The 23,198-nt window shown below is 54.9% G+C and carries 29 protein-coding genes and 2 pseudogenes; 10 read left to right on the top strand and 21 right to left on the bottom strand.

Annotation, left to right across the window (positions count from 1 at the left end; translation table 11 throughout):
- The first annotated feature begins 12 nt into the window (after positions 1 to 12).
- From KB892_RS14485 to yciH, 4 genes are all read left to right on the top strand, one after another.
- On the top strand, positions 13 to 321 hold the full coding sequence (locus KB892_RS14485) for a LapA family protein (protein ID WP_002901780.1): 309 nt from the start codon (positions 13 to 15) through the stop codon (positions 319 to 321).
- Between the two features lie 6 nt (positions 322 to 327).
- A complete protein-coding gene (gene lapB / locus KB892_RS14480; protein WP_002901781.1) occupies positions 328 to 1,497 on the top strand; it encodes a lipopolysaccharide assembly protein LapB in 1,170 nt (389 codons plus the stop codon).
- A gap of 191 nt (positions 1,498 to 1,688) precedes the next feature.
- Positions 1,689 to 2,426, top strand: coding sequence for an orotidine-5'-phosphate decarboxylase (gene pyrF / locus KB892_RS14475; protein WP_004151907.1), 738 nt, complete (start codon positions 1,689 to 1,691; stop codon positions 2,424 to 2,426).
- Positions 2,426 to 2,752 (top strand): stress response translation initiation inhibitor YciH, encoded by a 327-nt coding sequence (yciH, locus tag KB892_RS14470; protein ID WP_002901782.1) that lies wholly within the window; start codon positions 2,426 to 2,428, stop codon positions 2,750 to 2,752. Before pyrF ends, yciH begins: the two co-directional genes overlap by 1 nt.
- Positions 2,753 to 2,883: 131 nt before the next feature.
- On the opposite strand, the gene osmB is transcribed toward yciH, so the two are convergent.
- From osmB to KB892_RS14435, 7 genes are all read right to left on the bottom strand, one after another.
- On the bottom strand, positions 2,884 to 3,102 hold the full coding sequence (gene osmB, locus KB892_RS14465; RefSeq protein WP_002901783.1) for an osmotically-inducible lipoprotein OsmB: 219 nt from the start codon (positions 3,100 to 3,102) through the stop codon (positions 2,884 to 2,886).
- 275 nt (positions 3,103 to 3,377) lie between these two features.
- Complete coding sequence (locus KB892_RS14460) at positions 3,378 to 4,127, bottom strand: DNA-binding transcriptional regulator YciT (protein WP_002901785.1); 750 nt, start codon at positions 4,125 to 4,127, stop codon at positions 3,378 to 3,380.
- A 71-nt stretch (positions 4,128 to 4,198) separates the two neighbouring features.
- Complete coding sequence (locus KB892_RS14455; protein WP_002901786.1) at positions 4,199 to 4,378, bottom strand: YciZ family protein; 180 nt, start codon at positions 4,376 to 4,378, stop codon at positions 4,199 to 4,201.
- A 158-nt stretch (positions 4,379 to 4,536) separates the two neighbouring features.
- Positions 4,537 to 6,471, bottom strand: coding sequence for an exoribonuclease II (locus KB892_RS14450; protein ID WP_002901787.1), 1,935 nt, complete (start codon positions 6,469 to 6,471; stop codon positions 4,537 to 4,539).
- 81 nt (positions 6,472 to 6,552) lie between these two features.
- Complete coding sequence (locus KB892_RS14445; protein WP_004151905.1) at positions 6,553 to 7,710, bottom strand: CMD domain-containing protein; 1,158 nt, start codon at positions 7,708 to 7,710, stop codon at positions 6,553 to 6,555.
- Between the two features lie 190 nt (positions 7,711 to 7,900).
- Complete coding sequence (fabI, locus tag KB892_RS14440) at positions 7,901 to 8,689, bottom strand: enoyl-ACP reductase FabI (RefSeq protein WP_004140277.1); 789 nt, start codon at positions 8,687 to 8,689, stop codon at positions 7,901 to 7,903.
- Positions 8,690 to 8,887: 198 nt separating this feature from the next.
- Positions 8,888 to 9,430: a HutD/Ves family protein gene (locus tag KB892_RS14435; protein ID WP_004152967.1), complete on the bottom strand. Its 543-nt coding sequence runs from the start codon at positions 9,428 to 9,430 to the stop codon at positions 8,888 to 8,890.
- Between the two features lie 247 nt (positions 9,431 to 9,677).
- Between KB892_RS14435 and KB892_RS14430 the strand changes: the two genes are divergently transcribed.
- Positions 9,678 to 11,057: a purine-cytosine permease family protein gene (locus KB892_RS14430; protein WP_004151902.1), complete on the top strand. Its 1,380-nt coding sequence runs from the start codon at positions 9,678 to 9,680 to the stop codon at positions 11,055 to 11,057.
- Positions 11,058 to 11,101: 44 nt separating this feature from the next.
- On the opposite strand, the gene sapF is transcribed toward KB892_RS14430, so the two are convergent.
- Genes sapF through sapC form a run of 3 tightly spaced genes read right to left on the bottom strand, consistent with a single transcriptional unit; the run spans position 11,102 to position 13,795 of the window.
- The gene (gene sapF / locus KB892_RS14425) at positions 11,102 to 11,911 is read right to left on the bottom strand and encodes a putrescine export ABC transporter ATP-binding protein SapF (RefSeq protein ID WP_004140269.1); all 810 of its coding nucleotides are present in this window, start codon (positions 11,909 to 11,911) and stop codon (positions 11,102 to 11,104) included.
- Position 11,912: 1 nt separating this feature from the next.
- Complete coding sequence (gene sapD / locus KB892_RS14420) at positions 11,913 to 12,905, bottom strand: putrescine export ABC transporter ATP-binding protein SapD (RefSeq protein ID WP_004140266.1); 993 nt, start codon at positions 12,903 to 12,905, stop codon at positions 11,913 to 11,915.
- On the bottom strand, positions 12,905 to 13,795 hold the full coding sequence (sapC, locus tag KB892_RS14415) for a putrescine export ABC transporter permease SapC (protein WP_004151901.1): 891 nt from the start codon (positions 13,793 to 13,795) through the stop codon (positions 12,905 to 12,907). Before sapC ends, sapD begins: the two co-directional genes overlap by 1 nt.
- Positions 13,796 to 13,941: 146 nt before the next feature.
- Here sapC and KB892_RS14410 point away from each other — a divergent pair, with 146 nt between their 5' ends.
- Entirely contained in the window at positions 13,942 to 15,159 is a 1,218-nt protein-coding gene (locus KB892_RS14410; protein WP_004151900.1) for a tyrosine-type recombinase/integrase, read from the top strand.
- Between the two features lie 207 nt (positions 15,160 to 15,366).
- Here the strand turns inward: KB892_RS14410 and KB892_RS14405 are convergent, their stop codons facing one another.
- From KB892_RS14405 to KB892_RS14370, 8 genes are all read right to left on the bottom strand, one after another.
- On the bottom strand, positions 15,367 to 16,029 hold the full coding sequence (locus tag KB892_RS14405; RefSeq protein WP_004151899.1) for an MT-A70 family methyltransferase: 663 nt from the start codon (positions 16,027 to 16,029) through the stop codon (positions 15,367 to 15,369).
- Complete coding sequence (locus KB892_RS14400) at positions 16,026 to 16,454, bottom strand: hypothetical protein (protein ID WP_004151898.1); 429 nt, start codon at positions 16,452 to 16,454, stop codon at positions 16,026 to 16,028. The genes KB892_RS14405 and KB892_RS14400 overlap by 4 nt, the downstream gene beginning before the upstream one ends.
- Positions 16,451 to 17,131, bottom strand: coding sequence for a lambda exonuclease family protein (locus KB892_RS14395; RefSeq protein ID WP_004201102.1), 681 nt, complete (start codon positions 17,129 to 17,131; stop codon positions 16,451 to 16,453). The genes KB892_RS14400 and KB892_RS14395 overlap by 4 nt, the downstream gene beginning before the upstream one ends.
- Position 17,132: 1 nt before the next feature.
- Positions 17,133 to 17,420: a hypothetical protein gene (locus tag KB892_RS14390; RefSeq protein ID WP_088224434.1), complete on the bottom strand. Its 288-nt coding sequence runs from the start codon at positions 17,418 to 17,420 to the stop codon at positions 17,133 to 17,135.
- On the bottom strand, positions 17,417 to 18,262 hold the full coding sequence (gene bet / locus KB892_RS14385) for a phage recombination protein Bet (protein WP_004201103.1): 846 nt from the start codon (positions 18,260 to 18,262) through the stop codon (positions 17,417 to 17,419). Before bet ends, KB892_RS14390 begins: the two co-directional genes overlap by 4 nt.
- A gap of 15 nt (positions 18,263 to 18,277) precedes the next feature.
- Entirely contained in the window at positions 18,278 to 18,562 is a 285-nt protein-coding gene (gamL, locus tag KB892_RS14380; RefSeq protein WP_004201105.1) for a host nuclease inhibitor GamL, read from the bottom strand.
- An 88-nt stretch (positions 18,563 to 18,650) separates the two neighbouring features.
- Positions 18,651 to 18,845, bottom strand: coding sequence for a hypothetical protein (locus KB892_RS14375; RefSeq protein WP_004135674.1), 195 nt, complete (start codon positions 18,843 to 18,845; stop codon positions 18,651 to 18,653).
- Positions 18,838 to 18,963 carry a hypothetical protein gene (locus KB892_RS14370; RefSeq protein ID WP_004219883.1) on the bottom strand — a complete coding sequence of 42 codons (126 nt, stop codon included), beginning with the start codon at positions 18,961 to 18,963 and terminating at the stop codon, positions 18,838 to 18,840. The genes KB892_RS14375 and KB892_RS14370 overlap by 8 nt, the downstream gene beginning before the upstream one ends.
- A 310-nt stretch (positions 18,964 to 19,273) precedes the next feature.
- Here KB892_RS14370 and KB892_RS14365 point away from each other — a divergent pair, with 310 nt between their 5' ends.
- Positions 19,274 to 19,477 (top strand): hypothetical protein, encoded by a 204-nt coding sequence (locus KB892_RS14365; RefSeq protein WP_004201108.1) that lies wholly within the window; start codon positions 19,274 to 19,276, stop codon positions 19,475 to 19,477.
- An 81-nt stretch (positions 19,478 to 19,558) separates the two neighbouring features.
- Here KB892_RS14365 and KB892_RS14360 read toward each other — a convergent pair.
- Positions 19,559 to 19,906 (bottom strand): annotated as a pseudogene (locus KB892_RS14360) (ParA family protein); the annotation flags it as partial.
- A 68-nt stretch (positions 19,907 to 19,974) separates the two neighbouring features.
- Here KB892_RS14360 and KB892_RS14355 point away from each other — a divergent pair.
- Both KB892_RS14355 and KB892_RS31530 read left to right on the top strand, forming a co-directional pair.
- Positions 19,975 to 20,955, top strand: a complete 981-nt coding sequence (locus tag KB892_RS14355; RefSeq protein ID WP_000019473.1) for an IS5-like element ISKpn26 family transposase — start codon at positions 19,975 to 19,977, stop codon at positions 20,953 to 20,955.
- Positions 20,937 to 21,173, top strand: coding sequence for a hypothetical protein (locus KB892_RS31530; RefSeq protein ID WP_306430929.1), 237 nt, complete (start codon positions 20,937 to 20,939; stop codon positions 21,171 to 21,173). The genes KB892_RS14355 and KB892_RS31530 overlap by 19 nt, the downstream gene beginning before the upstream one ends.
- Here KB892_RS31530 and KB892_RS14350 read toward each other — a convergent pair.
- Both KB892_RS14350 and KB892_RS31675 read right to left on the bottom strand, forming a co-directional pair.
- Positions 21,074 to 21,835 (bottom strand): annotated as a pseudogene (locus KB892_RS14350) (ParA family protein); the annotation flags it as partial. The gene KB892_RS31530 and the pseudogene KB892_RS14350 overlap by 100 nt on opposite strands.
- 287 nt (positions 21,836 to 22,122) lie before the next feature.
- Positions 22,123 to 22,821, bottom strand: a complete 699-nt coding sequence (locus KB892_RS31675) for an XRE family transcriptional regulator (RefSeq protein ID WP_004201113.1) — start codon at positions 22,819 to 22,821, stop codon at positions 22,123 to 22,125.
- Between the two features lie 111 nt (positions 22,822 to 22,932).
- Between KB892_RS31675 and KB892_RS14340 the strand changes: the two genes are divergently transcribed.
- Positions 22,933 to 23,160, top strand: coding sequence for a helix-turn-helix domain-containing protein (locus tag KB892_RS14340; RefSeq protein WP_004201115.1), 228 nt, complete (start codon positions 22,933 to 22,935; stop codon positions 23,158 to 23,160).
- Positions 23,161 to 23,198 lie beyond the last annotated feature (38 nt).

The following is a 23,198-nucleotide window of genomic DNA, read 5'->3' as shown; positions in this document are numbered from 1 at the left end:
ACGGGAAGTCATGTGAAATATTTACTCATTTTCTTACTGGTGTTAGCAATCTTCGTCATTTCAGTGACGCTGGGGGCGCAGAATGACCAACAGGTCACTTTCAACTATTTACTCGCTCAGGGTGAATTCCGCATATCGACGCTGCTGGCGGTGCTGTTTGCCGCGGGCTTTGCCATTGGCTGGCTGATCTGCGGCCTGTTCTGGCTGCGGGTGCGTGTCTCACTGGCGCGCGCGGAGCGGAAAATTAAGCGTCTTGAGCATCAGATTGCCCCCGTCAGCCCGGCGGCTGTCGACGCAGGCGTGCCTGCGGTGAAGGAATAACCTCTTATGCTGGAGTTGTTGTTTCTGCTTTTACCCGTTGCCGCCGCTTACGGCTGGTACATGGGGCGCAGAAGTGCACAACAGTCCAAACAGGACGATGCGAGCCGCCTGTCGCGAGATTACGTGGCGGGGGTTAACTTCCTGCTCAGCAACCAGCAGGATAAAGCCGTCGACCTGTTCCTTGATATGCTGAAAGAGGATACCGGTACCGTTGAGGCGCACCTGACGCTCGGTAATTTGTTCCGTTCGCGCGGCGAAGTCGACCGCGCGATCCGAATTCACCAGAGCCTGATGGAAAGCGCGTCGTTAACCTACGATCAGCGCCTGTTAGCGGTGCAGCAGCTGGGACGGGATTATATGGCCGCCGGACTGTATGACCGCGCGGAAGACATGTTCAAACAGCTGGTGGATGAGACCGATTTCCGCCTCGGCGCGCTGCAGCAACTGCTGCAGATTTACCAGGCGACCAGCGACTGGCAGTCGGCTATTGAAGTGGCTGAACGGCTGGTGAAGCTAGGGAAAGAGAAACATCGTGGCGAAATCGCCAACTTCTGGTGCGAACTGGCCCTGCAGCAGATGGCAGCCAACGATCTGGATAAAGCGATGGCGTTGTTGAGAAAAGGCGCCGCCGCGGACCGCACCAGCGCCCGGGTATCGATCATGATGGGCCGGGTGTGGATGGAAAAGGGCGACTACGCCAAAGCGGTGGAGAGCCTCGAGCGGGTTATCGATCAGGATAAAGAGCTGGTGGGTGAAACGCTGGAGATGCTGCAGACCTGCTACCAGCAGCTCGGCAAAACCGATGAATGGGAAGTTTTTCTGCGCCGCTGCGTGGAGGAGAACGCCGGGGCGACCGCCGAACTGATGCTGGCGCAGATCCTCGAGCAACGGGAAGGCGTCGAAGCGGCGCAAAACTACGTCACCCGGCAGCTGGAACGCCACCCGACCATGCGCGTCTTCCATAAGCTGATGGACTACCATCTCAACGAAGCGGAAGAAGGGCGGGCGAAAGAAAGCCTTGGAGTGCTGCGAAACATGGTTGGTGAGCAGGTGCGCAGCAAACCACGCTATCGCTGCCAGAAATGCGGGTTTACCGCTCATACACTTTACTGGCATTGTCCGTCCTGCCGCTCGTGGGCGACCATTAAACCTATTCGCGGTCTCGACGGCCAGTAAAGCCAAAAAAAAGCCCTCCGTTAGTTACAACATACTTATCGCTTCACTCCTCTCCAGGCGCGGCCCCGGCAGCGCCATCGTCCGGTCAGGGCAGGTACGGCAGTCTGTTATTTTGTTCGCTTCACAGGTAGAATGCTGCCCGTTTACCTTTTTTGCGCCACCCCGGCGCCCATCAACACTAAGGTCTGGTCATGACGTCTACAGCTATCCCATCTTCCCGCGCTGTCACATCCTCTCCCGTTGTGGTTGCGCTCGACTATGATAATCGCGATAAAGCGCTGGCATTTGTCGACCGCATCGACCCGCGCGACTGCCGCCTGAAGGTGGGCAAAGAGATGTTCACCCTGCTGGGCCCGCAGTTTGTCCGCGATCTGCATCAGCGTGGGTTTGAGGTGTTCCTGGACCTTAAGTTTCACGATATTCCCAACACCACCGCCCGCGCGGTGGCCGCAGCGGCTGAGCTGGGCGTATGGATGGTGAATGTCCATGCTTCCGGCGGCGCGCGAATGATGACCGCCGCGCGCGAAGCGCTGCTGCCGTTTGGCAAAGATGCGCCGCTGCTGATCGCTGTCACGGTGCTCACCAGCATGGAGTCCAGCGATCTACAGGATCTGGGCATTACCTTATCTCCGGCTGACTACGCGGCGAAGCTGGCGGCGCTGACCCAACGCTGCGGCCTTGATGGGGTGGTGTGTTCAGCCCAGGAGGCTGTGCGCTTTAAGCATGAGCTGGGGCAGGCGTTTAAGCTGGTGACCCCGGGGATTCGTCCGCAGGGCAGCGACGCTGGCGATCAGCGGCGAATTATGACTCCTGAGCAGGCTCAGGAAGCTGGGGTAGACTATATGGTGATTGGTCGCCCGGTTACTCAGTCGGCGGATCCAGCCGCGACGCTGCGGGCGATCAACGATTCTCTGCGCAAGGGGGCATAATGAGCGATTCCAACAGCCGTCTGGTCTACTCCACCGAAACCGGGCGTATCGACGAGGCGAAACCGGCGCCGGTGCGCCCGAAAGGCGACGGCATTGTGCGGATTCAGCGCCAGACCAGCGGCCGCAAGGGCAAAGGCGTCTGTCTGATTAGCGGGATTGATGCCGACGATGCTGCGCTAACCGCTCTGGCGGCAGAGTTGAAAAAGAAGTGCGGCTGCGGCGGCGCGGTGAAAGATGGCGTGATCGAGATCCAGGGCGATAAGCGGGATCTACTCAAGTCGCTGCTTGAGGCGAAAGGGATGAAGGTCAAGTTAGCCGGTGGCTGATCGCTATTTTCCCTCTGCTCCAATGGTCTGGTTGAAATAACAAGGCCGCGGTAAATGCCGCGGCCTTGAATGATTTAACGTGCGTAAGTCAATTCGTGTGAATTATTCTTTTATTTCGTCAGATAATTAAATTATTTGCCGACCTGGTGACCAATAATACCACCGACTGCTGCGCCACCCAGGGTACCGAGCGCGCTACCGTCAGTTAACACCGCACCACCGATAGCGCCGGCGCCAGCGCCGATAGCCGTGTTACGATCGCGTTTAGACATGTTAGAGCAAGCGCTCAGAGACATTGCTACAGTGACAGCCAGAACGACAGCAGCCATTTTTTTGCTCGTTGAAGTCATCATTTTTTTTCTCCTGAATAATCTATTCATGGATTACAGCGCTCCTTTAAGCATAGCCTGATAAAGCAGCTTTAGGGCAATTCCATGAAGTTAAGGTGCGCAGGTGTCACGAAAATCACGCAGGTGATAGTCACTTCCTGTTATATCGCTAATAATAATTTTACTTTTTTTAAAATTTATCGTCAGGTAAAAAGTCTTAATTAGCGGCTCGGAATACTCTCAGAGCGATAAAGCGCCCCTTCCGGCGCTTTGGCAGAAGATGGGGCGGCGGAGGATCAGATGTAGGGCACGATATCGACGGTCAGGCCGCTGCGGAGCAATTGTTCGCGACAGGCGTCCGGTAAGCGATCGTCGGTAATAACGCGATTAAAGCGGCCGGCGGGACCGAGCGGATAGGGATGTACCGCGCTGAATTTTGAACTGTCGCTAAGAATAATTGCCTCACAATGCTTCTCCAGCACGGCGTTCACCACGTCCGCACGCATCATATCGCGGCCGGTAAAGCCGGTTTCCGCCTGCCAACCGTCGATCCCGATGAAGGCTTTGCTGAAATGCACCTGCTGGATGAACTGACGGGTTAGCGGACCGACCATACTCTCACTGCGTTTCTGATAAATTCCGCCCAGCAGGATCACCTCTCCTGGGGTCTCTTTCAGCAGATGGGCGATATAGCTGCTGACGGTAATGATGGTGATATCGCCGCGCTCGGCCAGCGTACGCGCCAGCAGGGCATTGCTGCTGCCGTTTTCGATAAATACCGTTTCACCGGTATTCACTAGCGCCGCAGCCCGGCTGGCCAGCTCACGCTTAATGGCGAAATGGGTCATCATGCGGGTTTCGACATCTTCGCTGTCCAGCGGTACGGCATAGCCATGAGTACGGCGCAAATAGCTCTGCTTTTCCAGCAAATTCAAATCCTGACGAATAGTAACCTCAGAGACACCGGTCATCTTCGCCAGATCGGCGACGCTCATGCGGCCTTTATCGATGACCACTTGCAAAATACTTTGTTGTCGGGCGTTCATAGCAACATCACTGTTAGGGGGCTATATGGCGAGCAACCGGTCCATATGGCCGGCTGCGGCATGGCTGATATTCAGATTTCCCAGGGCGCCTTGGGTTGGTTTTGTTGTTCAGCATCGTCCGCCGCCAGCGCCAGCAGCTCCGCTTTGAGGATCTCCAGATTATGGATCGCAGAATGGTAATCACCGGCAACCAGAATATCCAGCACGGTATCGATACGTTGAGCGAGCAGGTGGGCATTCACATCTGACATGGCATTATCCTGGTAACAAAAACGAATGAAATCAATGATGCTAAAAATGAATGAAAAAGAGAAGCGAAAAAAACGCACAACCTTAATCGGTGCGACGGAAATGGCTGGATAGAGAGGAAAGAAGCAGCGGTTCCCGCAGGAACCGCTGTGAAGGGGCGTCAGACCGCCGGACGCGCAATAATGCTGCGGGTTTCCATGCGAACTTCAGCGATAGTGACATCGATAACGTCAGTCACTTTATAGACTACTTCACCTTTGATCTGCACGGTACCGTTCTCCTGACTGCACACCAGTTCGTCGCGCACGGCGTGGAGGAACGGGGCCGGAATAAAGGCGACCGCGCCATTGTCCACCAGACGCACGCGCATCCCGCCGCGGCTGACGTCGATGATCTCCGCCGCGAAGCGGGTATCGGTCCCGGCTTTATCGTTGAGGAAACGGGCGTACAGCCAGTCGGCGACGTCGCGCTCGGCCATCCGGTTGAGACGACGGCGCTCCGCCATCTGCACGGTGGCTTCATCCTGGGGACGCGCAATGGTCTCGCCTTTAATGATGGCTTTCAGCAGACGGTGGTTGATCATGTCGCCATACTTACGGATCGGCGAGGTCCAGGTGGCATAGGCTTCAAGCCCAAGACCAAAGTGCGGGCCCGGCTCGGTGCTGATTTCCGCAAACGACTGGAAGCGGCGAATGCGGCTGTCGAGGAAACCGGTCGGCTGAGCGTCCAGTTCCCGGCGCAGCTTGCAGAACCCTTCCAGGGTGAGCACTTCCGTCGGGTCGACGTGCACATCATGGGTTTTCAGCAGGGCGGCCAACTGCTCGGTATTCGCCGGGTCGAAACCGGTATGAACGTTATAAACGCCGAAGCCGAGCTTGTCGCGCAGAACGCGGGCGGCACAGATGTTGGCGGCGATCATCGACTCTTCGACAATGCGGTTGGCAATGCGACGCGGTTCCGCGACGATATCCAGCACTTCGCCTTTTTCGCCGAGAACAAAACGGTAGTCCGGACGGTCTTTGAACACCAGCGCATGGGTCTGACGCCATTCGCTACGACGCTGGCACACGTCCTTCAGCAGCGTAATTTGCTGCGCGATCGCCTCGCTGTCCGGCTGCCAGCTGCCGCGGCCTTCCAGCCAGTCAGAGACGTCGTCATAGGCCAGCTTGGCTTTCGATTCGATGGTGGCGGCAAAGAACTCGATATTGTCTTCGATGGTGCCATCGGCCGCCAGGGTCATCCGGCAGGCCAGCACCGGGCGCACTTCGTTAGCGCGCAGGGAGCAGAGGTCGTCCGACAGCTCGCGCGGCAGCATTGGAATGTTGAAGCCTGGCAGATAGTTGGTAAAGGCGCGCACTTTTGCGGCGTTATCCAGCTTGCTGCCTTCGGCAATCCAGGCGGTCGGGTCGGCAATGGCGACCGTCAGCAGCAGTTTGCCATCAGCAGTGGATTCGGCATACAACGCATCGTCCATATCTTCGGTGCTGGCGCTGTCAATGGTGACGAAGTCGAGGGCGGTTAGGTCGCGGCGCGTCAGCCCCTCGTCGAGCATCTCGGTGGCGACGCCGTCCGGTGCCTCTTTCTCAAGATTATGGCGCGCCAGGGTTACCCACCATGGGACGAAGTGGTCGTCGCTAAAAGTGATGAACTGGGTCAACTCCGCGTAAAATCCGCGGTCGCCTTTTAATGGATGACGGCGCATCTCGGCGACGGCCCAGTCACCCTGTTTAAAATCGTGCTCAACGCCGCGGGCGGCGCGGCAGGGAATGGCGTCTTTCAGCAGCGGATGGTCAGGAACGATAGCGAGGCGATCGTCTTTCTTCTGGACTTTACCGACAAAACGAGTCAGGAAGGGCTCAACCAGCGATTCCGGCTCGGCGCTTTCGCGTTCTTTTTCAGAATGGATCACCGCGACGATACGGTCGCCATGCATCACTTTTTTCATCTGCGGCGGCGGAATGAAGTAGCTCTTCTGAGCGTCCACTTCGAGGAAGCCAAAGCCCTTTTCCGTGCCCTTAACGACCCCTTCCGCGCGCGGCGTCTGGGAATGCAGTTGCTGTTTAAGCTGCGCTAGCAGCGGGTTATCCTGAAACATAATTAGGTATTTTCGTGGCTAAAAGAGCGGCTGACATTTTTACGCGAATATGCCTGCCGCAGCAAGCGCTGTTTCAGCAATTTACGTCTGCTGACGCACATTGCCGAGGGCGATTTTCAGACGATTCATCCATCCGCACAGCCCGCTCCAGATCAACAGATCGATTGCTTGTTGCTCAGAGAGTCGATATTCCGCGAGGGGCGTTAACTGGGCGGCGCTAAACCGGTCAGGCGAGCGGGTTAACAGCTGCACCGCGGTCACGAGAGACCGGGCCTGAGGATGCTGCTGGAGCCAGTGATGGAGGGCCTGGTCGCCCTCCCGCAGATGGCTGGCGAACTCCTCTTCACCCTGCCAGTGGGGGAGCCAGGCGTCAAAACAGGTGGGGCTGCCATTGGTGCGCGCCGTGAGTAAGGCGACCTGCGGGCCAAAGGTATCATCCGTGCTGAGCTGGCGGATCAAGGTCTCCAGAGGCGCGAATAACTGTGGGTCGCAGGCCAGCAGCGGCGCCAGCTCGCCCAGACCGGGCAGCGACTGCCAGCCGGCGATGCGCCGCTGACGCTCATCATCGGCATACTGCAGGTCGGGATCCGCAATGTCTGCCTGCCATGCTCCCGGCGGCGGGGCGAACAGTTCCGCGGGTGCCTCCTCTTGCTGGGGCATACCGGGGATCCAGCGCACCGGAAAGCCCTGGGCCGCCTGCAGGACGGCAATCGCCCGCGCCTGGAAGCCGACGAATCCGATAATCTGGTTGAACAGAATAATGTCCCGACTGGTTAAGCCCACTTCGTCCAGCTGGCTACGGGAGAGAGCGTTAATAACCGAGGGCGAACCGGCAAGCTGACGAGCATATTGCGTGATTTGCGCCAGACGACGGTTGCTCTCGCGCGAGGAATCGGGGCCTGGCAGGGGAGCAAGGCGGGCGGCGTAGTGGTTACACAGCCGCTGGACGCCGTAGACCTGGGCGACGGTGAGCGCGGTGCTGAGTCGATCGTAAGCGGTAAAGGTCTGCAGGCGACTCACCGCCACCTGGTCGGGAAACAGCAGTTCGGCCAGCTGGCGTGCGGGGTGTAGCCAGTCAGCGTGGGCACGTAGCCAGGCGGCCGGCAGCGTCAGGTCCAGCAAAAAGCGGTCTTCAACATGGGCGGCTTCAGGGACGAGCGGCAGGACATCCACCGGGCAGATTGTTGACTGGGTTTCGTGATACCAGTGATTTTTGCCATTCACGCGGCGTGGCTCCATGGGCTTTCCTTGTTCGGTATGTGGCGAACCGCCGTTCCGCGGATCGTTTATGCAGAACTATCCTGGCGTAACCCGGAAGCAGGAGAAAATATTGATACGTGCTAACAAATAGCCGATTGGAATAACAGGTGGGGCGTAAGGCGTGGGGGAGGGAAGAACCCTCCTCACCGGGGCGAGGAGGGGAAGGAACTTATTTCAGTTCCAGCTCGTTCATGGCGGCGATATTGAACCCGCCGTCAACGTGAACGACTTCACCGGAGATCCCCGCAGACAGGTTGGAGCACAGGAAGGCTGCGCTGTTACCCACATCTTCAATGGTGACGGTGCGACGGATCGGGGTGACCGCTTCGCAGTGCGCCAGCATTTTACGGAAATCTTTAATACCGGACGCGGCCAGCGTACGGATAGGACCGGCAGAGATGGCATTGACGCGAACGCCTTCCGGACCCATGGCGTTAGCCATATAGCGGACGTTAGCTTCCAGAGAGGCTTTGGCCAGACCCATCACGTTATAGTTCGGGATCGCGCGCTCTGCGCCCAGGTAGGAGAGCGTCAGCAGAGCCGAACCCGGGTTCAGCATGCCGCGGCAGGCTTTGGCCATTGCCACGAAGCTGTAAGCGCTGATGTCGTGCGCGATTTTAAAGCCGTCGCGAGTGACAACGTCAACGTAGTCGCCGTCTAACTGGTCAGCCGGGGCAAAACCGATTGAGTGGACGAAACCATCGAATTTTGGCCAGACTTTTTCCAGCTCGGTGAACAGCGCGGTGATGCTCTCATCTTCAGCAACGTCGCACGGCAGCACAATGTCAGAACCCAGCGCGGCAGCAAACTCTTCTACGCGACCTTTCAGTTTCTCATTCTGATAGGTGAATGCCAGTTCCGCGCCTTCGCGGTGCATTGCCTGCGCGATGCCGTAGGCGATGGACAGTTTGCTGGCGACGCCAGTGATCAAAATGCGCTTACCGGAAAGAAAACCCATAGCTTTAATCCTTATCGTTATTGCTTATTTTTACTTTAACAATCATAACGTTAACATTGTTATTTCAAAATAACTCAAATTTAGCCGGGAATTATATCCCACTGACGACCCCTTGTGTCACGATATTTTTCAGCCGGTCCGCGCCGCGCGGGGCAAAAGTACATCGCGATAGCTGCAGTATATCATCTCTCCTGACGATTATTTGAGCGCGATCTCCGCCAGCAGCAGGCGTCCATTGCTGCCCACGGGACGCAGATTCCGCGGGGATCCACCGCGCCAGCAGAGGCCGCTGCCGGCCGCGCAGCGCCGCCCGGCCAGATCCCACTCGCCTTGTAGAACATAAGCGACCCCCTCGCTGGCAGGGCATTGCAGGTCGCTAACGACCTGAACTGTCGCCGACGCGCGCCCGCGCTGAGTCATGATATTGAAGTCCAGCCCTGGCGCAACGATCCCGACGCTGGACAGCGCCCATTCGCCGGGGAAAGCCCACGGCTGCCAGAGCGCCAGCGGTTGGTCGATATTCTCGCCACACAGCCGTAGCGGCTGCCCCGCCAGCAGAGTAATGACCCGGTCGACGCCAGGAAAGGGGGAGAAAGGGCCATCCGCCTGCAGGGTGGCAATACTCGCTCGCCAGAGAAAAGGGGCATCTGGAGCGGGTACGCAGATGATTTCGCGCGTCTCTCCGCCGCCGTTTTTCCACGGCGTGACGGGGAGCGTCGAAAGTTGAAAAGGGACCATCATGGGCAGCATACCTTAGTTAATCGCTTCCGGCGTCAACAATAAGCACCGCCTTGAGCTAGTTTAGTAACTTTCTGCAATACAAATATTTTACATATTCGTCACAAAATGAGAGTGCATGCAAGGCGGTGAGTTGTCAATGCTTGTATATACAAGAACGATTGAGTGAGGTGATATTAATAACTTGAGTGAGGAACCTATGTCTTCGTTTTCGTCTACAGACGGGCAGTCAAAGAGCAATTATGCTGGAATGAGTGAAAGGCGGTCGATTGATTACATCCCGGAAAGCGAACGGCATGGACACCCTTTTAGCCAGTTCACCCTTTGGTTTGGCGGCAATCTGCAAATTACGGCGATTGTCACTGGCGCTTTAGCCGTTGTGCTGGGCGGCGATGTAGTGTGGTCTCTGGTCGGGCTTCTGGTCGGTCAGATGCTGGGGGCGGCGGTGATGTCTCTGCATGCGCTGCAGGGACCGCGACTGGGACTTCCGCAAATGATCCTTAGCCGCGCCCAGTTTGGGGTTTTTGGCGCGGTGGTGCCGCTGGTGCTGGTTTGCGTCATGTATATCGGTTTTTCTGCCAGCGGCACCGTATTGGCCGGGCAGGCAATGGCCAAACTACTGAATATCAGCCACGTAGCCGGGATGCTGATATTCAGTGCGATTATTATCGTTATCGCCGTCCTCGGTTATAAGGTGATCCACAAGCTGGGCAAACTGGCGAGTATCGTCGGAATTCTCGCCTTCGTTTATATGTTCATCACGCTGCTACTTTCGGCCGATCTCAGTGCGCTCGCGCACAATAACCATTTTTCGCTGCCGACGTTTTTATTAGCCGTATCGCTCTCCTCATCGTGGCAGATCGCTTTTTGCCCCTATGTATCCGACTATTCGCGCTACCTGCCACGCGATGTTTCCGCCACGAAAACGTGGTGCTCAGTGTTTTTCGGCACCGTATTGGGCACCCAAACGTCGATGACGCTCGGGGTTCTGACAGCGGCCATTGCCGGCAGCGCGTTCCCTGGTCACGAGGTGAGCTATCTGGTGGGATTAGGTAAGAGTCAGGCGATGGCCATGGTTATCTATTTCGCCATCTGTTTTGGTAAAATTACCTTCACTACCCTCAATGCGTACGGCAGCTTTATGTCGCTGACCACCATTGTTTCCGCCTTCCGCCGGCAAACCGTGCTGTCGCAAAAGTGTCGCATTGCATTCGTGGTGCTGATGGTGACGGCTTCCTGCATTATCGCGTTGCTTAGCGAACCCGCTTTCTTAAAGCATTTCACGCATTTTCTTCTGTTTCTGCTGGCGTTCTTCGTGCCGTGGAGCGCCATCTGTCTGACGGATTATTATCTTATCTCGAAGGGCGCCATCGATATTCCGGCGCTAAGCGACCCGCAGCAACGCTACGGGTTCTGGAACCTGTACGCGATCACCCTGTATATCGTCGGTGTGCTTATCCAGTTGCCGTTCATTGAGAACCCGTTGTTCCATGGTTCGCTCACGTGGATCTTCGCCGGTAACGATGTCTCATGGATAATAGGCTGGTTTGGCACCGGGGTTCTTTACTACGCGCTGCGCCGCTTTGACCGCCGGTCGCTGCCGGCGCAGAGTCTTTTCCCTTCCACCTGAATGACAAGGGCGGCGTGAGGGCCGCCCCTGCCGTTGCCTGCCAGCTATTTCCCGTCTTTGCGCCAGGCGTCGGCGGTGAGGGCTTCACCGAAGTGGCCGGCGATCAGGCGCCGGGTCAGGTCGTGCAGCGGCGAGGCCAGCACATCGGCAGTGCTGCCGCGCTCGACCACTTCGCCGTTATGCATCACCAGCACCTGATCGCTGATGTGTTTCATCATTCCCAGGTGCTGAGTGACATAGATATAAGAGATGCCCTGTTTCTCCTGCAGCTCCAGCATCAGGTTGATAAGCTGGGAGCGCATCGACATATCCAGCGAGGCCAGCGCCTCATCGCAGACGATAACCTTCGGGCGCAGGATCAGCGCCCTGGCGAGGCCGAGACGCTGCTTCTGACCGGGCGCCAGCATATGGGGGTAGTAGCTGACGTGGTCCGGCAGCAGACCGACCATGCGCAGGGTGTCGATTATCTGCTTCTGCCGCGCCTCGGCGTCGAGATCGGTATTCAGTCGCAGCGGAAAATCGAGGATCTGCGAGATGCGCTGGCGCGGGTTTAGCGAGGTCGACGGATCCTGAAAGATCATGCGAATCTTCTGGCTGCGGTAGGAGTAATCCCCAAAAGTCAGCGGATGATCGTCAATCAGCAGTTCGCCGCTGGTGGGTTCCACCATGCCCGCCAGCATCTTCGCGAGGGTCGATTTCCCGGAGCCGTTCTCGCCGATAATCGCCAGCGTCTGCCGTTCGCGCAGGGTAAAACTCAGTGGCTTAACCGCCTCAACCGTCTGACGGTGAAACCAGCCGGTGCGGTAGCGAAAGGTCTTACTGAGTTGGCGAACTTCCAGCAATGTTTCGACCATTTCACTCTTTCTCCATGTTCAACGGGAAATGACAGGCGTACAGATGGTTGCGCGCCCCGGTAAGACGCGGCGTTTCGATACACTCGCGCTGGGCGTACGGGCAGCGCGGCCCCAGCCGACAGCCGATAGGCAACTGCTCCAGCAGCGGGATCGCTCCAGGCAGGGTGTTGAGGCGACTTTTATGCGGCATGGCGCTACCGAAATCCGGGATCGCGCGGATTAACGCCTGGGTGTAGGGGTGATGTGGGAGGGTGATCAGCTCTTCGCTGGGCCCACTCTCCACCGTCTGCCCGCAGTACATGACGTTGATTTTATCCGCCCATTTGCTGAGCATTTGCAGGTCATGGCTGATCAGCAAGATGGTGGTGTTGTTGTTCTGGTTGAGCCGCGTCAGCAGGCGAATAATCTGCGCCTGGGTGGTCGGCTCCATGGCGTTGGTCGGCTCGTCGGCAATCAGCAGACGCGGCTGGTTGGCCAGGGCGATGGCGATCATCACCTTCTGGCACTCGCCCTCGGTCAGCTGATAGGGGAAGCTGCGCATGGCATCTTTGTGATCTTTAATGCCGACGCGGTGCAACAGCTCGATGGCCCGGCGCTTGCGCCAGCCCAGCCGTTGCCACCAGCGGCCCTTGTAGGTCCAGCCGGGGATACTCTGAATCAGCTGCTGGCCGATGCGCTCAGAGGGATCGAGGCACGACTGGGGCTCCTGAAAAATCATCGACACGTTATGGCCGATCAGCTTCCGGCGCTCGCGGTTCGACAGTCGCAGCAGGTCGATGTCATCGAAGCGCATGCGGTCGGCCGTGACCCGCCAGTTGTCTTTGGTCACGCCGCAGATAGCTTTGGCAATAAGGCTTTTCCCGGAGCCGGATTCCCCCACCAGGCCGCGGATTTCGCCTTCGGTCAGCGTCAGGCTGACGCGATCGACGGCTTTTACCCAGCCTTCGCTGGTTTTAAATTCAATGGTTAAGTGACGAATATCGAGTAACGGCATTATTCTACCCCGGCAATGATCGCCCGGCGAATACCGTCGCCCAGCAGGTTGACCAGCAGTACGCTGAGCATAATCGCCGCCCCGGGGAGCATCACGGTCCACGGCGCCACATAGATAAGCTCCAGCGCATCGCCCAGCATGGCTCCCCATTCCGGCGAAGGCAGCTGGGCGCCGAGATCAAGAAAGCCCAGCGCGGCAATATCCAGAATGGCCATCGACAGGGCGCGAGTGATCTCGGTCACCAGGCCGGAGGCGATATTGGGCAGGATGGCGAACAGCAGAATATTCAGCGTCGAGGCGCCATCGAGGCGGGCGGCGATGATGTACTCTTTCTCCAGCTCATCGTGGACCATGCTGTAGACGGAGCGCACCATGCGCGGCAGCAGCGCCAGCCAGACGGCGAACATCGCATGGCTCAGATGCGGCCCGGCAAAGGCGACGACGATAATCGCCAGCAGCAGCGAGGGGATGGAGAGCAGGGTGTCGAGGATATGGTTCATCACCGCCGAGCGCAGGCCGTGGGTCGATCCGGCAATCACGCCCAGCACCAGACCAAACAGCGTGGCGCCGAGGGTGACGACAAAAGCGCCGCCGACGGTGGGCGCCGCGCCGCTCAGCAGTCGGCTCAGCACATCGCGGCCGAGGTCATCGGTTCCCAGAAAGAAGGAGACTTCGCCATAGCGCGACCACGACGGCGGCAACAGCTGGTAGCCGAGGAACTGCTGGTCGATGCCGTAGGGGGCGAACCAGCCGCCGAAGACGCAGAGCAGCAGCAGGCCCGCGCAGCCGTACAGACCGATCATCGCCGTGGTGTCGCCATAGAACTTACGCCATACGGTGCGCAGCGCGCCGGGCGGACGCTTTTCCAGATAAACGCTATCGTAGGGCATATGAATCCGTTTTAAGTTTGTTAGTCATGCTTTAAGTCTTTTCAAAAATCCCGCTAATACCAACACCTTGCCAGCATTGAGTGCTTTAATTTTGTGTGTTCTGCATTGATTTGAAGGTTATCAATTTAACCAAAATGTGTACACTGATGTGTATATCATCTTCCGGGGTGTACACATTGCTTACCGACACAAAATTAAGAAAAGCTCTTGGCAAAAAGAGAGACCAGATCGAGGTCATATCGGACGCTCATGGTCTGAATGTCCGGTTGTCTACTTCCGGCAGTATAACATTCTTTTACCGCTACAGATGGAACGGGAAAGCCGCTCAGCTAACGATTGGCGATTATCCCACCACCTCCTTATCTCAAGCTCGCGAACGTAGACAGCAGTTCAGGGCTTGGTTGACAGAAGGACTCGATCCGAGACGGCAAACAGTTCTGGAGAAACAGAAAAAAGTCGAAGCACTCACCGTTAAAGAGGCTTTCGATTACTGGGAAAAGTATTACTGCATCCCTGAAGGTCTTGTGAAAATCAAGGTTAACCGGCGGGACTTCAATAACCATATAGCGCCTGTGCTGGGGAACATGATTGTTGATCAGACCACTAAAGCGCACTGGCTTAACCTTTTTGATGGCATGGGGCGAAGAGTTGTCACTGGTCAGATGCTTGGGCTGATGCAGCGTACGTTCCGTTTTTGCTCCAATCGAGGGGTCATTAATGTGAACCCAATTGAGAGCCTTAGGCGCTCTGACGTAGGTCTCACAGCATCCGTAAAAGATCGCAGATTGAGTGATGAGGAAATCAAAACAGTTTGGAACATCCTTCCTGAAATGAAGTACAGACAACAGCTGATAATGAAGTTTCTCATCATGACTGGCTGCCGGAGTACGGAGATCAGGACAGCAAGATGGGAGTGGTTCGATTTCCATGAGCAAACGTGGACCATTCCGGCAAGCGATTATAAAACCGGGAAATCGGTCAGAAGGGCACTTCCCGAGGCAGTAGTAAGAATGATGTTAGCAGAGAAGGAAACGTCAGTTTCAAAACACGTTGTGACACTGTCACGCTACAGAGGGCCAGAAGATGACAGACCGCCACAACAACCAAACGTCGCTCTGTTTTCTGCTCAGATTATAGCTAAAACAGGCATGAAGCCCTGGTCTCTCCATGACCTCAGACGAACAGTGGCGACACGCCTTTCTGAATTAGGTGCGCCGCCACATGTTGTGGAAAAACTGCTTGGCCATCATATGGCAGGTGTCATGGCACGTTATAACCTGCATGATTATCTGGATGATCAGCGTCACTGGCTTGCTGTTTGGCAGGATCACCTTGAGAAGCTGGTTGGTCAGCCTCTGGTTTGATCCCCACGTTATCCTCCCAGGCCAGCAGGTCTGAAAGTCTCCACCTTTTAGGGCTGCCATTTATTTTAGGCTGCGGGAATGGCTGAGCAAAGTAAGAGGGCATCCGGGATGGGGTGCTCCAGAAATAGAGTGTGCTGCGCGATATTTTGTATCTGGACAGAACGTCATCGGTTATCAAAATTTCATCTGATTTATGAGATGTATTAGTCATAAAAACCCCTTAGTTACATTGTCCAGGCAGATGGTGTAGCCGGGTATCAGCTCAACGGAAGCGGAGGCGCACTGGTTGCCCCAGTGGCTCCAGCCTGGCTCTGCGCTGCGGCTGAAAAGCTCAATCCGCGGCACGTCGCCGTAGAGCAGTTCCAGGCGGTGGCGAACTTCCCACGGTTTCTCGCTGTGCGCGCCGAGCGGGCTGTAGACCACCTGCTTAATGCCGGCGTGCTTGCGCTCCAGCCCGGCGCCGCGGGTGGCGATCAACACGTCTTCGGTATTGGCGCGGGTGTGGTTGCCGCCGTTCATGCGCGTCTCAGCATTCAGCAGGTCGAGGAAGTCGTAAAAGTCGGCGACGTCACCCTCTGCCAGGGCCTTGGTAATGCGTAGCTCGGCCAGCTGGTTCAGCTTCACCCAAGTGAATAGCTTCATCGTGCGCACCGTAAATCCCCAGGCCTCGGCCAGCTCGATCGCCTCCTGGTTGTGGGTGCCGGTGTACCACATCGCCAGCACAGCGTTATCCGCGGAGAGCTCCCACACCGGGAGCCGCTTCATATCGAGCAAGCTCATGGTGGGGTAGTGATCGACGGCGGCGCCGTTGCTTATCGTGTTCCCGTAAGACCAGGCCGGGTCAGCATAGATAAGTGAGTAGCGGTTCATAGGACTGACTCCATTTCATCGAAATAGAGTCCAGATGCGATAAGCCGGCGGCGCCGGGCCGCTTTATCAATACATTTCTGGCGGTTGCCAGAGGCGGCCTGAGCTATCGAGCGCTTAGTGAACAGGCGCGTTTTACCCTGCGGGGTAATGACCTTTGGCCTTGTGATCAGGTCAAAGGTGCGATCGCATATGCCATCCTCGTTGAGCCAGGTTTCCGATGCGATCAGCTGTGCAATGCGGCCTTCTCCCTTGGTTATGCCGTTCGCAACGCGGTTAAATTCGACAAGCGTCACGCCGAATTTCTCCGCTATTTCGCTGCCGGTAACGGGGCGGCCGCGCGTCTGAATCATCCAGATCACGCGCTCGCGAAGGCCGGAGAATTTCCCTGCTTTGCCGGGCCTGCGGTAAAATGGAGTGCGTTTCATTTCCACTGCTCCCCGAAGATGAACCCGATCTCAGCCAGCGATTCATCCATCTTGCTGATGAACTCCGGCACCATTTCGTTGAAGTCGGACATGTATTTGTCGTCGCGCTCAACAACCACGTGGTGAATGCCTTCTCGCTTCATGCGAGGGTCATAATTCGCGAAGTACCAGGCATCCTTACCGGTTACCCACATGCTGAATTGCACCTGGGCCATGTAGGCGGATTTGATAGCCTCGAAGCCGCCAAGCCTGAATTTCATGAAGTCGCGAGAGGTGAAAGGGCACTTCAGCTCAAGGCCGCGGCCATCACTGCACAGGCCGTCTGGTGAGCAGGCGGTGCGCATACCTTCGTCACGGAAAAGGATCGGTGACTCCGTTACCTTCACGTCGGTGGTGAACTCAAAAAGAGTGCGAGCGTCGGCCTCATACTGTTTCCCCCAGGCCAGCGCCTTGGCGTTAACTTCCGGCGCCGCGCCGGTGCAAACCTCTGCGAGCAGCGTGTGGAAATAAGACATTTTCATGTCAGTCCACTTGGTGCCTGATCTCGGCTTCGAAATGACGTTATGGACTTCCGAGGCGGTGATCACGCCCAGGCGTAAGCGGTGCCAGGATTCATCTCCCTGTTCAACGCGGGTAACGTCAATGCCAGTTCGATCGAGGATAATTTCTGGTGTCATGTCAGCAGTCCTTATGGTCATCCCATGGCCCAAATCCACCTACATAAACAAAACCGCTAGATGAATCGCGCCCATGTTTATCGCGCTGAAGTCGCTCAATAGAATTTCTGTCAATGGCCGCCTGACGCATCTCTAATGATTGATGGCCTCTACGACGGCCATATTGCTTCCAATAAGCTGCGCATGACTTACTGCAAAACTGCGCCCAGCCTCTTTTTCTGTCAGCAACTCGGGCAAGGAATTTGTCCGGGCAGCACTTGCAGGTCACTTCAACAGTTTTTCCGGTCATGCTGCCACCTGCGCTTTTTTCTGGAGGAAGCTAAAGCCTTTCTGCGCTTCTTCTTCGGTGAGCTGTGATGCCTGGAAAATGTCACGCTTGAAGATGTTGCTGCACAGAGGCAGGAAGTCCTGCTCCCAGTCCTTATTCAGGGACGTCAGGAGGTCAGTAATTGCCTGCAACGTTTCCCCACTGGCCACCAGGGGGAGAGCCTCTGTCGTGTTGCGCGGCGTAACGTCACGCATATCCACTTCCAGCGTTTTACCTTCCATCTCTTCGGCAGTGGGCTGCTGGCCAATTTCAGGCCACGCCTTACGCAGAGCCTGGGCCTCGGCACACTTCGCCAGCTGGCCGTAAGGGCGCTTTTTCCACATTGCGTTTGGCGCGGTAGTGTCGCGGCCGGCGGTGGCATAGTTCTCAACCCAGTATTCTTTCGCGCTGAATTCGACGATTTCCCCGCTTGGCATGCGCTTGCTGACCGTGTACTTGCACCATTGAGGTACGGTCACTTCAATACCGGTAAGCGTCAGAGTGACGTCCGGGCCGAACTCTGGTTCTTTTGCGCCAGCGTAATCACCGGAGCGATCGGCCTGAATCCGATAAAGCCCGATGCCTGGCATAACCACATCGCGCCACTCGCTTTTACCCGACTTCGAGTCCTTAACGCTCATTGGCACCAGATGAACGGGCTTCAGAAGCGGATCTAGGTTTCTGGCCCGGCAGTAGTCCAGCGCCATCATTACCGATTCGTCTTTGGCGCCAGGGTAAATACTGTTTTTGAGGGCGCTCCAGGTAGCGCTGTCAATGCCTCGCTCAGCAAGAGAGCTGGCTGTAATCACAAGTTCGTTAGCCATTGCTATTCCCCAAAGTTAAAACGGGCAGCCGGTGCGGTGATCCCAGTCGTATTCCGCCTGGGCGTAAGCTACTGCCGAGATGAGATCGTTATATGCCTCGCCAGCTGCATCGCTGCGGAGGCCTTCATATGGGCTTTTGTCCATCGGCACAGAGAAGCGGAACAGCCCTGACGGCTCTTTCGGCAGCGAGTCGATAATTTCCTGCGCCCGATCGTCAATCCACTTTTGCTTCTCTTCGGTGAGCGACTGTTCAGCCCATTTCCGTTCTTCGATAGCGTCATATGCGCGGTATGCGTTCATAGCTCGCTCCTGAAATTTGGTTGTAAGAATCCCGGCACCGTAATGGCTGCCTGATAGCTCAGTTAAATTCGTGCGCTGATATGCGTGGTTAATGCGTCCCGGCTGGAACCAGGTTCGGCTCGATATTGCGTGATGCGTATGGCCGGCGGATGTGGCGCAGATTGCCCTGCGGCTCATGCCAGTAGCTGCCGTCGCGATAGTCGAAGCTGACCAGCCAGGCGGCTCCGGTGCGGCGATTGCGCATCATCACGGCGCGTCCGTTGTTAGGAATTGAGTTAGCCATTGAACACCCCCGTAACGTGCAGAATTTTGATAATCAACGCTGTCCAGATAACGCCGCAGATCAGCAGGCAGTAAATCAGTGAACGAATGCCTTGTTTGCTCATTTGCCACCCCAGCACGGATAGCTAACTGCGATAACAGCAACCAAAAACGGAACGACCTTTAACCAAAAATTACGCCATGCAGGCTTGTCTTCTTTGCGGATCATCTCTTCACCTTTGCCTTAAAGCCGGCCAGCTGAGCGTTGTTACGATTACCCGGCGTTGCCGGTGTTGTTTGGATGAGATGATAATAGCAATGAGTATTAACCATAGCAATACGTATTGATATTAATTGATAGCAATGGCTATTAAACCATTGATAGCTAAATGAATTTATTTTTTGCTATTGTGCTGTTGTGCTCAAAAAAACATCAGCAAGGGTGGCGGCATGTCAAATGAGGATGAGTTTTTCACAGAGATGCATCAGCAGATAGCGCAGGTCATCGGGATAGCGGTTATGCAGCTGCTGGTTGAGAAGCGCGAGCCCTCAAGAGAGGCGCTGATAGAGATGATTCAGGTGTTGTGGCAGGGTGAGCAGGTAGATCTGGCGGTAGAGCTGGCACTGGATGTGTTGATGCCGCGGGAAGAGTAGGGCAGTAAAAACCCGGCGCGGGGGCCGGGTTGTGGATTGTAAATAGATAATGATTGTTGGTTACAATATCAAGTTAACTAATCAGATACAGGAGACAACACCATTTACATCAGCTTCTAAAGCATCAATTTGAGCTTTATTTGCTTGTGTTGCCATACCATAAATAGTGTAACTTTTGTGTTGAAGATTGCTTAATGGGCAGCCTTCATGATTAATGATTGCGGCAAGAGTGTTGCCATCTTTAACGTGCTTAACGCGATCATCAATGCTTTCATCAGTAAATAAATGAGGGTGTGTTTTTAATAATTCAGATGTGATTCTTTTTATTTCTTCAGCGTGCGACTTGAATGCTTTTGCAGCGTCGCTTTCGTTGGTTCGAGATCGGTTTTGGACGAATAGATGTAGCTTGGGGAATTCTATTTTACTTTGGGAAGGTGCGAACAAGTTCCTGATATGAGATCATCATATTCATCCGGAGCGCATCCCAGAGGGACATCATGAGCCATCAACTCACCTTCGCCGATAGTGAATTCAGCACTAAGCGCCGTCAGACCCGAAAAGAGATTTTCCTCTCCCGCATGGAGCAGATTCTGCCATGGCAAAACATGGTGGAAGTCATCGAGCCGTTTTATCCCAAGGCGGGCAATGGCCGACGGCCCTATCCGCTGGAGACCATGCTGCGTATTCACTGCATGCAGCATTGGTACAACCTGAGCGACGGTGCCATGGAAGATGCCCTGTACGAAATCGCCTCCATGCGCCTGTTTGCCCGATTATCCCTGGATAGCGCCCTGCCGGATCGCACCACCATCATGAATTTCCGCCACCTGCTCGAGCAGCATCAACTGGCCCGTCAATTGTTCAAGACCATCAATCGCTGGCTGGCCGAAGCAGGCGTCATGATGACCCAAGGCACTTTGGTGGATGCCACCATCATTGAGGCACCCAGCTCTACCAAGAACAAAGAGCAGCAACGCGATCCGGAGATGCATCAGACCAAGAAAGGCAATCAGTGGCACTTTGGCATGAAGGCCCACATTGGTGTCGATGCCAAGAGTGGCCTGACCCACAGCCTAGTCACCACCGCGGCCAACGAGCATGACCTCAATCAGCTGGGTAATCTGCTTCATGGAGAGGAGCAATTTGTCTCAGCCGATGCCGGCTACCAAGGAGCGCCACAGCGCGAGGAGCTGGCCGAGGTGGATGTGGACTGGCTGATCGCCGAGCGTCCCGGCAAGGTAAAAACCTTGAAGCAGCATCCGCGCAAGAACAAAACGGCCATCAACATCGAATACATGAAAGCCAGCATCCGTGCCAGGGTGGAGCACCCGTTTCGCATCATCAAGCGGCAGTTCGGCTTCGTGAAAGCCAGATACAAAGGGCTGCTGAAAAACGATAACCAACTGGCGATGTTATTCACCCTGGCCAACCTGTTTCGGGTGGACCAAATGATACGTCAGTGGGAGAGATCTCAGTAAAAACCGGAAATAACGCCAGAAATGGTGGAAAAAATAGCCTAAATAGGCTGATTCGATGTGTTTGCGGGAAAAAAATCGGCCCAGATCCGCGAAATTTTAATCAGCGAGTCAGCTTGGGAAGAAATGACCTGCTTATTCGCACCTTCCTTTGTTTTGCTTCCTTGTTGAAATCAAGGAACATTTCGTCTTGTTCAGTGCTATCAATAGAAACTCCATAAATCAATTTAACTAAGTTTTTGATACCACGAATTGAGGCAGCATCGGCTGTACATGGAATAATTACTCGATTTGATGCGACAACTCCAAGTTCTGTGTAGCTTGCAAAACTAGGGTTGCAGTCAATAAAAAACGTTTTAGGCCTCTCGGAAATAGTTTTATCTGCCTCAAATGAAGCGATGAGGTCTATCAAAAGTGATCGACTTTTTTTCCAAGCTTCTTTAACCGGTGAGGATCCAATATGCGCAATAAGCCTTGAACAAATATCTAAGTCTACGTCACCTGGTAAAAGATAAAGATTGTTTGGCATTTTTGGATTTACAGAATGAGCCTTAACAAAATATGAAGACTCATTCCCCAGGCGTGCAAGTGGAGAGTTGCTAAAGCGCTCTTTAATGTAACCAGCTATAGTAGTATTTCTATCACGGAGGTTGTTAAGATTTTCTTCTCCAACTCCATTGCCGCCCAAAATAATCTCAGAAACATTTGATTGAGGGCAGGCATCTATAACGACTACATCTTCATCCGAATGCGCTATTGCATACTCGACAGCAAGATTATAGGTCAAAAACGTTTTCCCAACGCCGCCTTTATTGTTCCAGATCAAATATTTCTTATTTGTATCTACCATATCGTTCGCAACTTCCGCCAGTTCCGACTTCATAATTTAATCCTAAGTTTACCGTGTGTAATGAAAAAAGCGACCAGAAAATTATCCGGTCATCATAGACTTACAAAAAGATATTAATAATCATTGCGTTGGAGATGATTCATTCCCTCAATACATCAAATCAACCTTCTGCACTGATTTATTCAAAGTCATTCCGCTCCTCCCTTCGCTTGAAGAATACCTTCTCCAACCTGAGCGCTATCCCAACTAGTCCGATAATCAGCAAAGTAATGAGTATTGGGATAATCAGATCAGACATGCTTCCTCTGCGTGCTAAGGCTTTACCCATGCTTCCTGTACGTCTGCGGCATGCTGCCTATCACCTTGCCGAACACGAACACCCGATTCATCTCGTCTTTCTCGATCGGGTCCCATGCTGCATAGCTCTTGTTGTCTGAGATAACCAGCAGCTTGTCCTTCATCTTCTGAAGGCGCTTCACGTGAGCAGTGTCGTCGTACAGGAACGCATATATCCCGTCGCCGTCAAAGCTCTTAACGCTGATGTCCACGAACAGCAGATCGCCAGGCTCGATCGTCCCAGACATGCTGTCTCCGCGGACGTTAATGATACGGATGCTCTCAGCCTTGCGTCCATCGAACATGTGGCGCGCTTCCGCCGGTGCATATTCTACGGAGCGGAGGATCTCCACGAACTCCTGGTTCACGATGCCCGGACCGGCACTAACCATAAGGTCCAGCACATCAATCCTGAATGCATCAGTATCCTGACTTTTAACCTGGGCAGCACGAGGAAGCTGGCCATCATCGCGCATCGGTCCATTGCCGGTTGATAACCATTCAGACCTGACGCCTAAAGCATTAGCTATCTCGACAATTTTTGTTGATCCCCTGGCGTTTCCGCTTACAAGGCGCCAAATGGTCGGCTGAGCAATACCTGAGGCCTTAGCAAGCGCCCCCTGGGACATTCCAGCCAAATTCATGGCTTCGTTTAGACGATCTGCAAGAGTTTCTTTTTTCATAATTTCAAATTTATACGCTTGCGTATTACTGGTCAAAACACGTTTTGCTATTGCTAAAGCCAATACGCATTGCTATTATCACTTTGCACCAATACTTATAGGAATTGGAACATGACGAACAAAACCATCCAGAAGGCAATTGATATCGCTGGAAGTCAGAAAAAATTGGCCGATCTGTGTGGCGTAGCACAGCCGACAGTTTGGCGCTGGCTGCATGGCGGCGGAATAGATGCCCGCTATGTGATGAAAATCGTGTCTGCGACTAACGGCAAGATTAAGGCGGCAGAGATCCGGCCTGACCTTGCACAGTTGCTAAGTGCGCATTCACCGGCCGCCTAACCAGCGGCCATTCCAAACAACACCAGAGGAAGTATCGC

The sequence above is a fragment of the Klebsiella sp. P1927 genome (genome assembly GCF_018204675.1).
GTDB lineage: Bacteria > Pseudomonadota > Gammaproteobacteria > Enterobacterales > Enterobacteriaceae > Klebsiella > Klebsiella pneumoniae.
Note: the sequence above shows the minus strand (reverse complement) of the source record. Positions and strands in the feature narration are given on the sequence as shown.

Coding starts and splice junctions, on each gene's coding strand:
- KB892_RS14460 (WP_002901785.1), bottom strand. CDS start 4,127: ATGAACGCCCGACAACAAAGTATTTTGCAAGTGGTCATCGATAAAGGC.
- KB892_RS14430 (WP_004151902.1), top strand. CDS start 9,678: ATGAGTGAAAGGCGGTCGATTGATTACATCCCGGAAAGCGAACGGCAT.
- sapF (WP_004140269.1), bottom strand. CDS start 11,911: ATGGTCGAAACATTGCTGGAAGTTCGCCAACTCAGTAAGACCTTTCGC.
- yciH (WP_002901782.1), top strand. CDS start 2,426: ATGAGCGATTCCAACAGCCGTCTGGTCTACTCCACCGAAACCGGGCGT.
- KB892_RS14390 (WP_088224434.1), bottom strand. CDS start 17,420: ATGACCGGAAAAACTGTTGAAGTGACCTGCAAGTGCTGCCCGGACAAA.
- KB892_RS14405 (WP_004151899.1), bottom strand. CDS start 16,029: ATGAACCGCTACTCACTTATCTATGCTGACCCGGCCTGGTCTTACGGG.
- KB892_RS14455 (WP_002901786.1), bottom strand. CDS start 4,378: ATGTCAGATGTGAATGCCCACCTGCTCGCTCAACGTATCGATACCGTG.
- KB892_RS14375 (WP_004135674.1), bottom strand. CDS start 18,845: ATGGCTAACTCAATTCCTAACAACGGACGCGCCGTGATGATGCGCAAT.
- gamL (WP_004201105.1), bottom strand. CDS start 18,562: ATGAACGCATACCGCGCATATGACGCTATCGAAGAACGGAAATGGGCT.
- bet (WP_004201103.1), bottom strand. CDS start 18,262: ATGGCTAACGAACTTGTGATTACAGCCAGCTCTCTTGCTGAGCGAGGC.
- fabI (WP_004140277.1), bottom strand. CDS start 8,689: ATGGGTTTTCTTTCCGGTAAGCGCATTTTGATCACTGGCGTCGCCAGC.
- KB892_RS14340 (WP_004201115.1), top strand. CDS start 22,933: ATGACGAACAAAACCATCCAGAAGGCAATTGATATCGCTGGAAGTCAG.
- KB892_RS14365 (WP_004201108.1), top strand. CDS start 19,274: ATGTCAAATGAGGATGAGTTTTTCACAGAGATGCATCAGCAGATAGCG.
- osmB (WP_002901783.1), bottom strand. CDS start 3,102: ATGACTTCAACGAGCAAAAAAATGGCTGCTGTCGTTCTGGCTGTCACT.
- KB892_RS14355 (WP_000019473.1), top strand. CDS start 19,975: ATGAGCCATCAACTCACCTTCGCCGATAGTGAATTCAGCACTAAGCGC.
- KB892_RS14445 (WP_004151905.1), bottom strand. CDS start 7,710: ATGGAGCCACGCCGCGTGAATGGCAAAAATCACTGGTATCACGAAACC.
- sapC (WP_004151901.1), bottom strand. CDS start 13,795: ATGCCCTACGATAGCGTTTATCTGGAAAAGCGTCCGCCCGGCGCGCTG.
- KB892_RS14410 (WP_004151900.1), top strand. CDS start 13,942: ATGTGTATATCATCTTCCGGGGTGTACACATTGCTTACCGACACAAAA.
- KB892_RS14395 (WP_004201102.1), bottom strand. CDS start 17,131: ATGACACCAGAAATTATCCTCGATCGAACTGGCATTGACGTTACCCGC.
- sapD (WP_004140266.1), bottom strand. CDS start 12,905: ATGCCGTTACTCGATATTCGTCACTTAACCATTGAATTTAAAACCAGC.
- KB892_RS14450 (WP_002901787.1), bottom strand. CDS start 6,471: ATGTTTCAGGATAACCCGCTGCTAGCGCAGCTTAAACAGCAACTGCAT.
- KB892_RS31675 (WP_004201113.1), bottom strand. CDS start 22,821: ATGAAAAAAGAAACTCTTGCAGATCGTCTAAACGAAGCCATGAATTTG.
- KB892_RS14435 (WP_004152967.1), bottom strand. CDS start 9,430: ATGATGGTCCCTTTTCAACTTTCGACGCTCCCCGTCACGCCGTGGAAA.
- lapB (WP_002901781.1), top strand. CDS start 328: ATGCTGGAGTTGTTGTTTCTGCTTTTACCCGTTGCCGCCGCTTACGGC.
- pyrF (WP_004151907.1), top strand. CDS start 1,689: ATGACGTCTACAGCTATCCCATCTTCCCGCGCTGTCACATCCTCTCCC.
- KB892_RS14400 (WP_004151898.1), bottom strand. CDS start 16,454: ATGAAACGCACTCCATTTTACCGCAGGCCCGGCAAAGCAGGGAAATTC.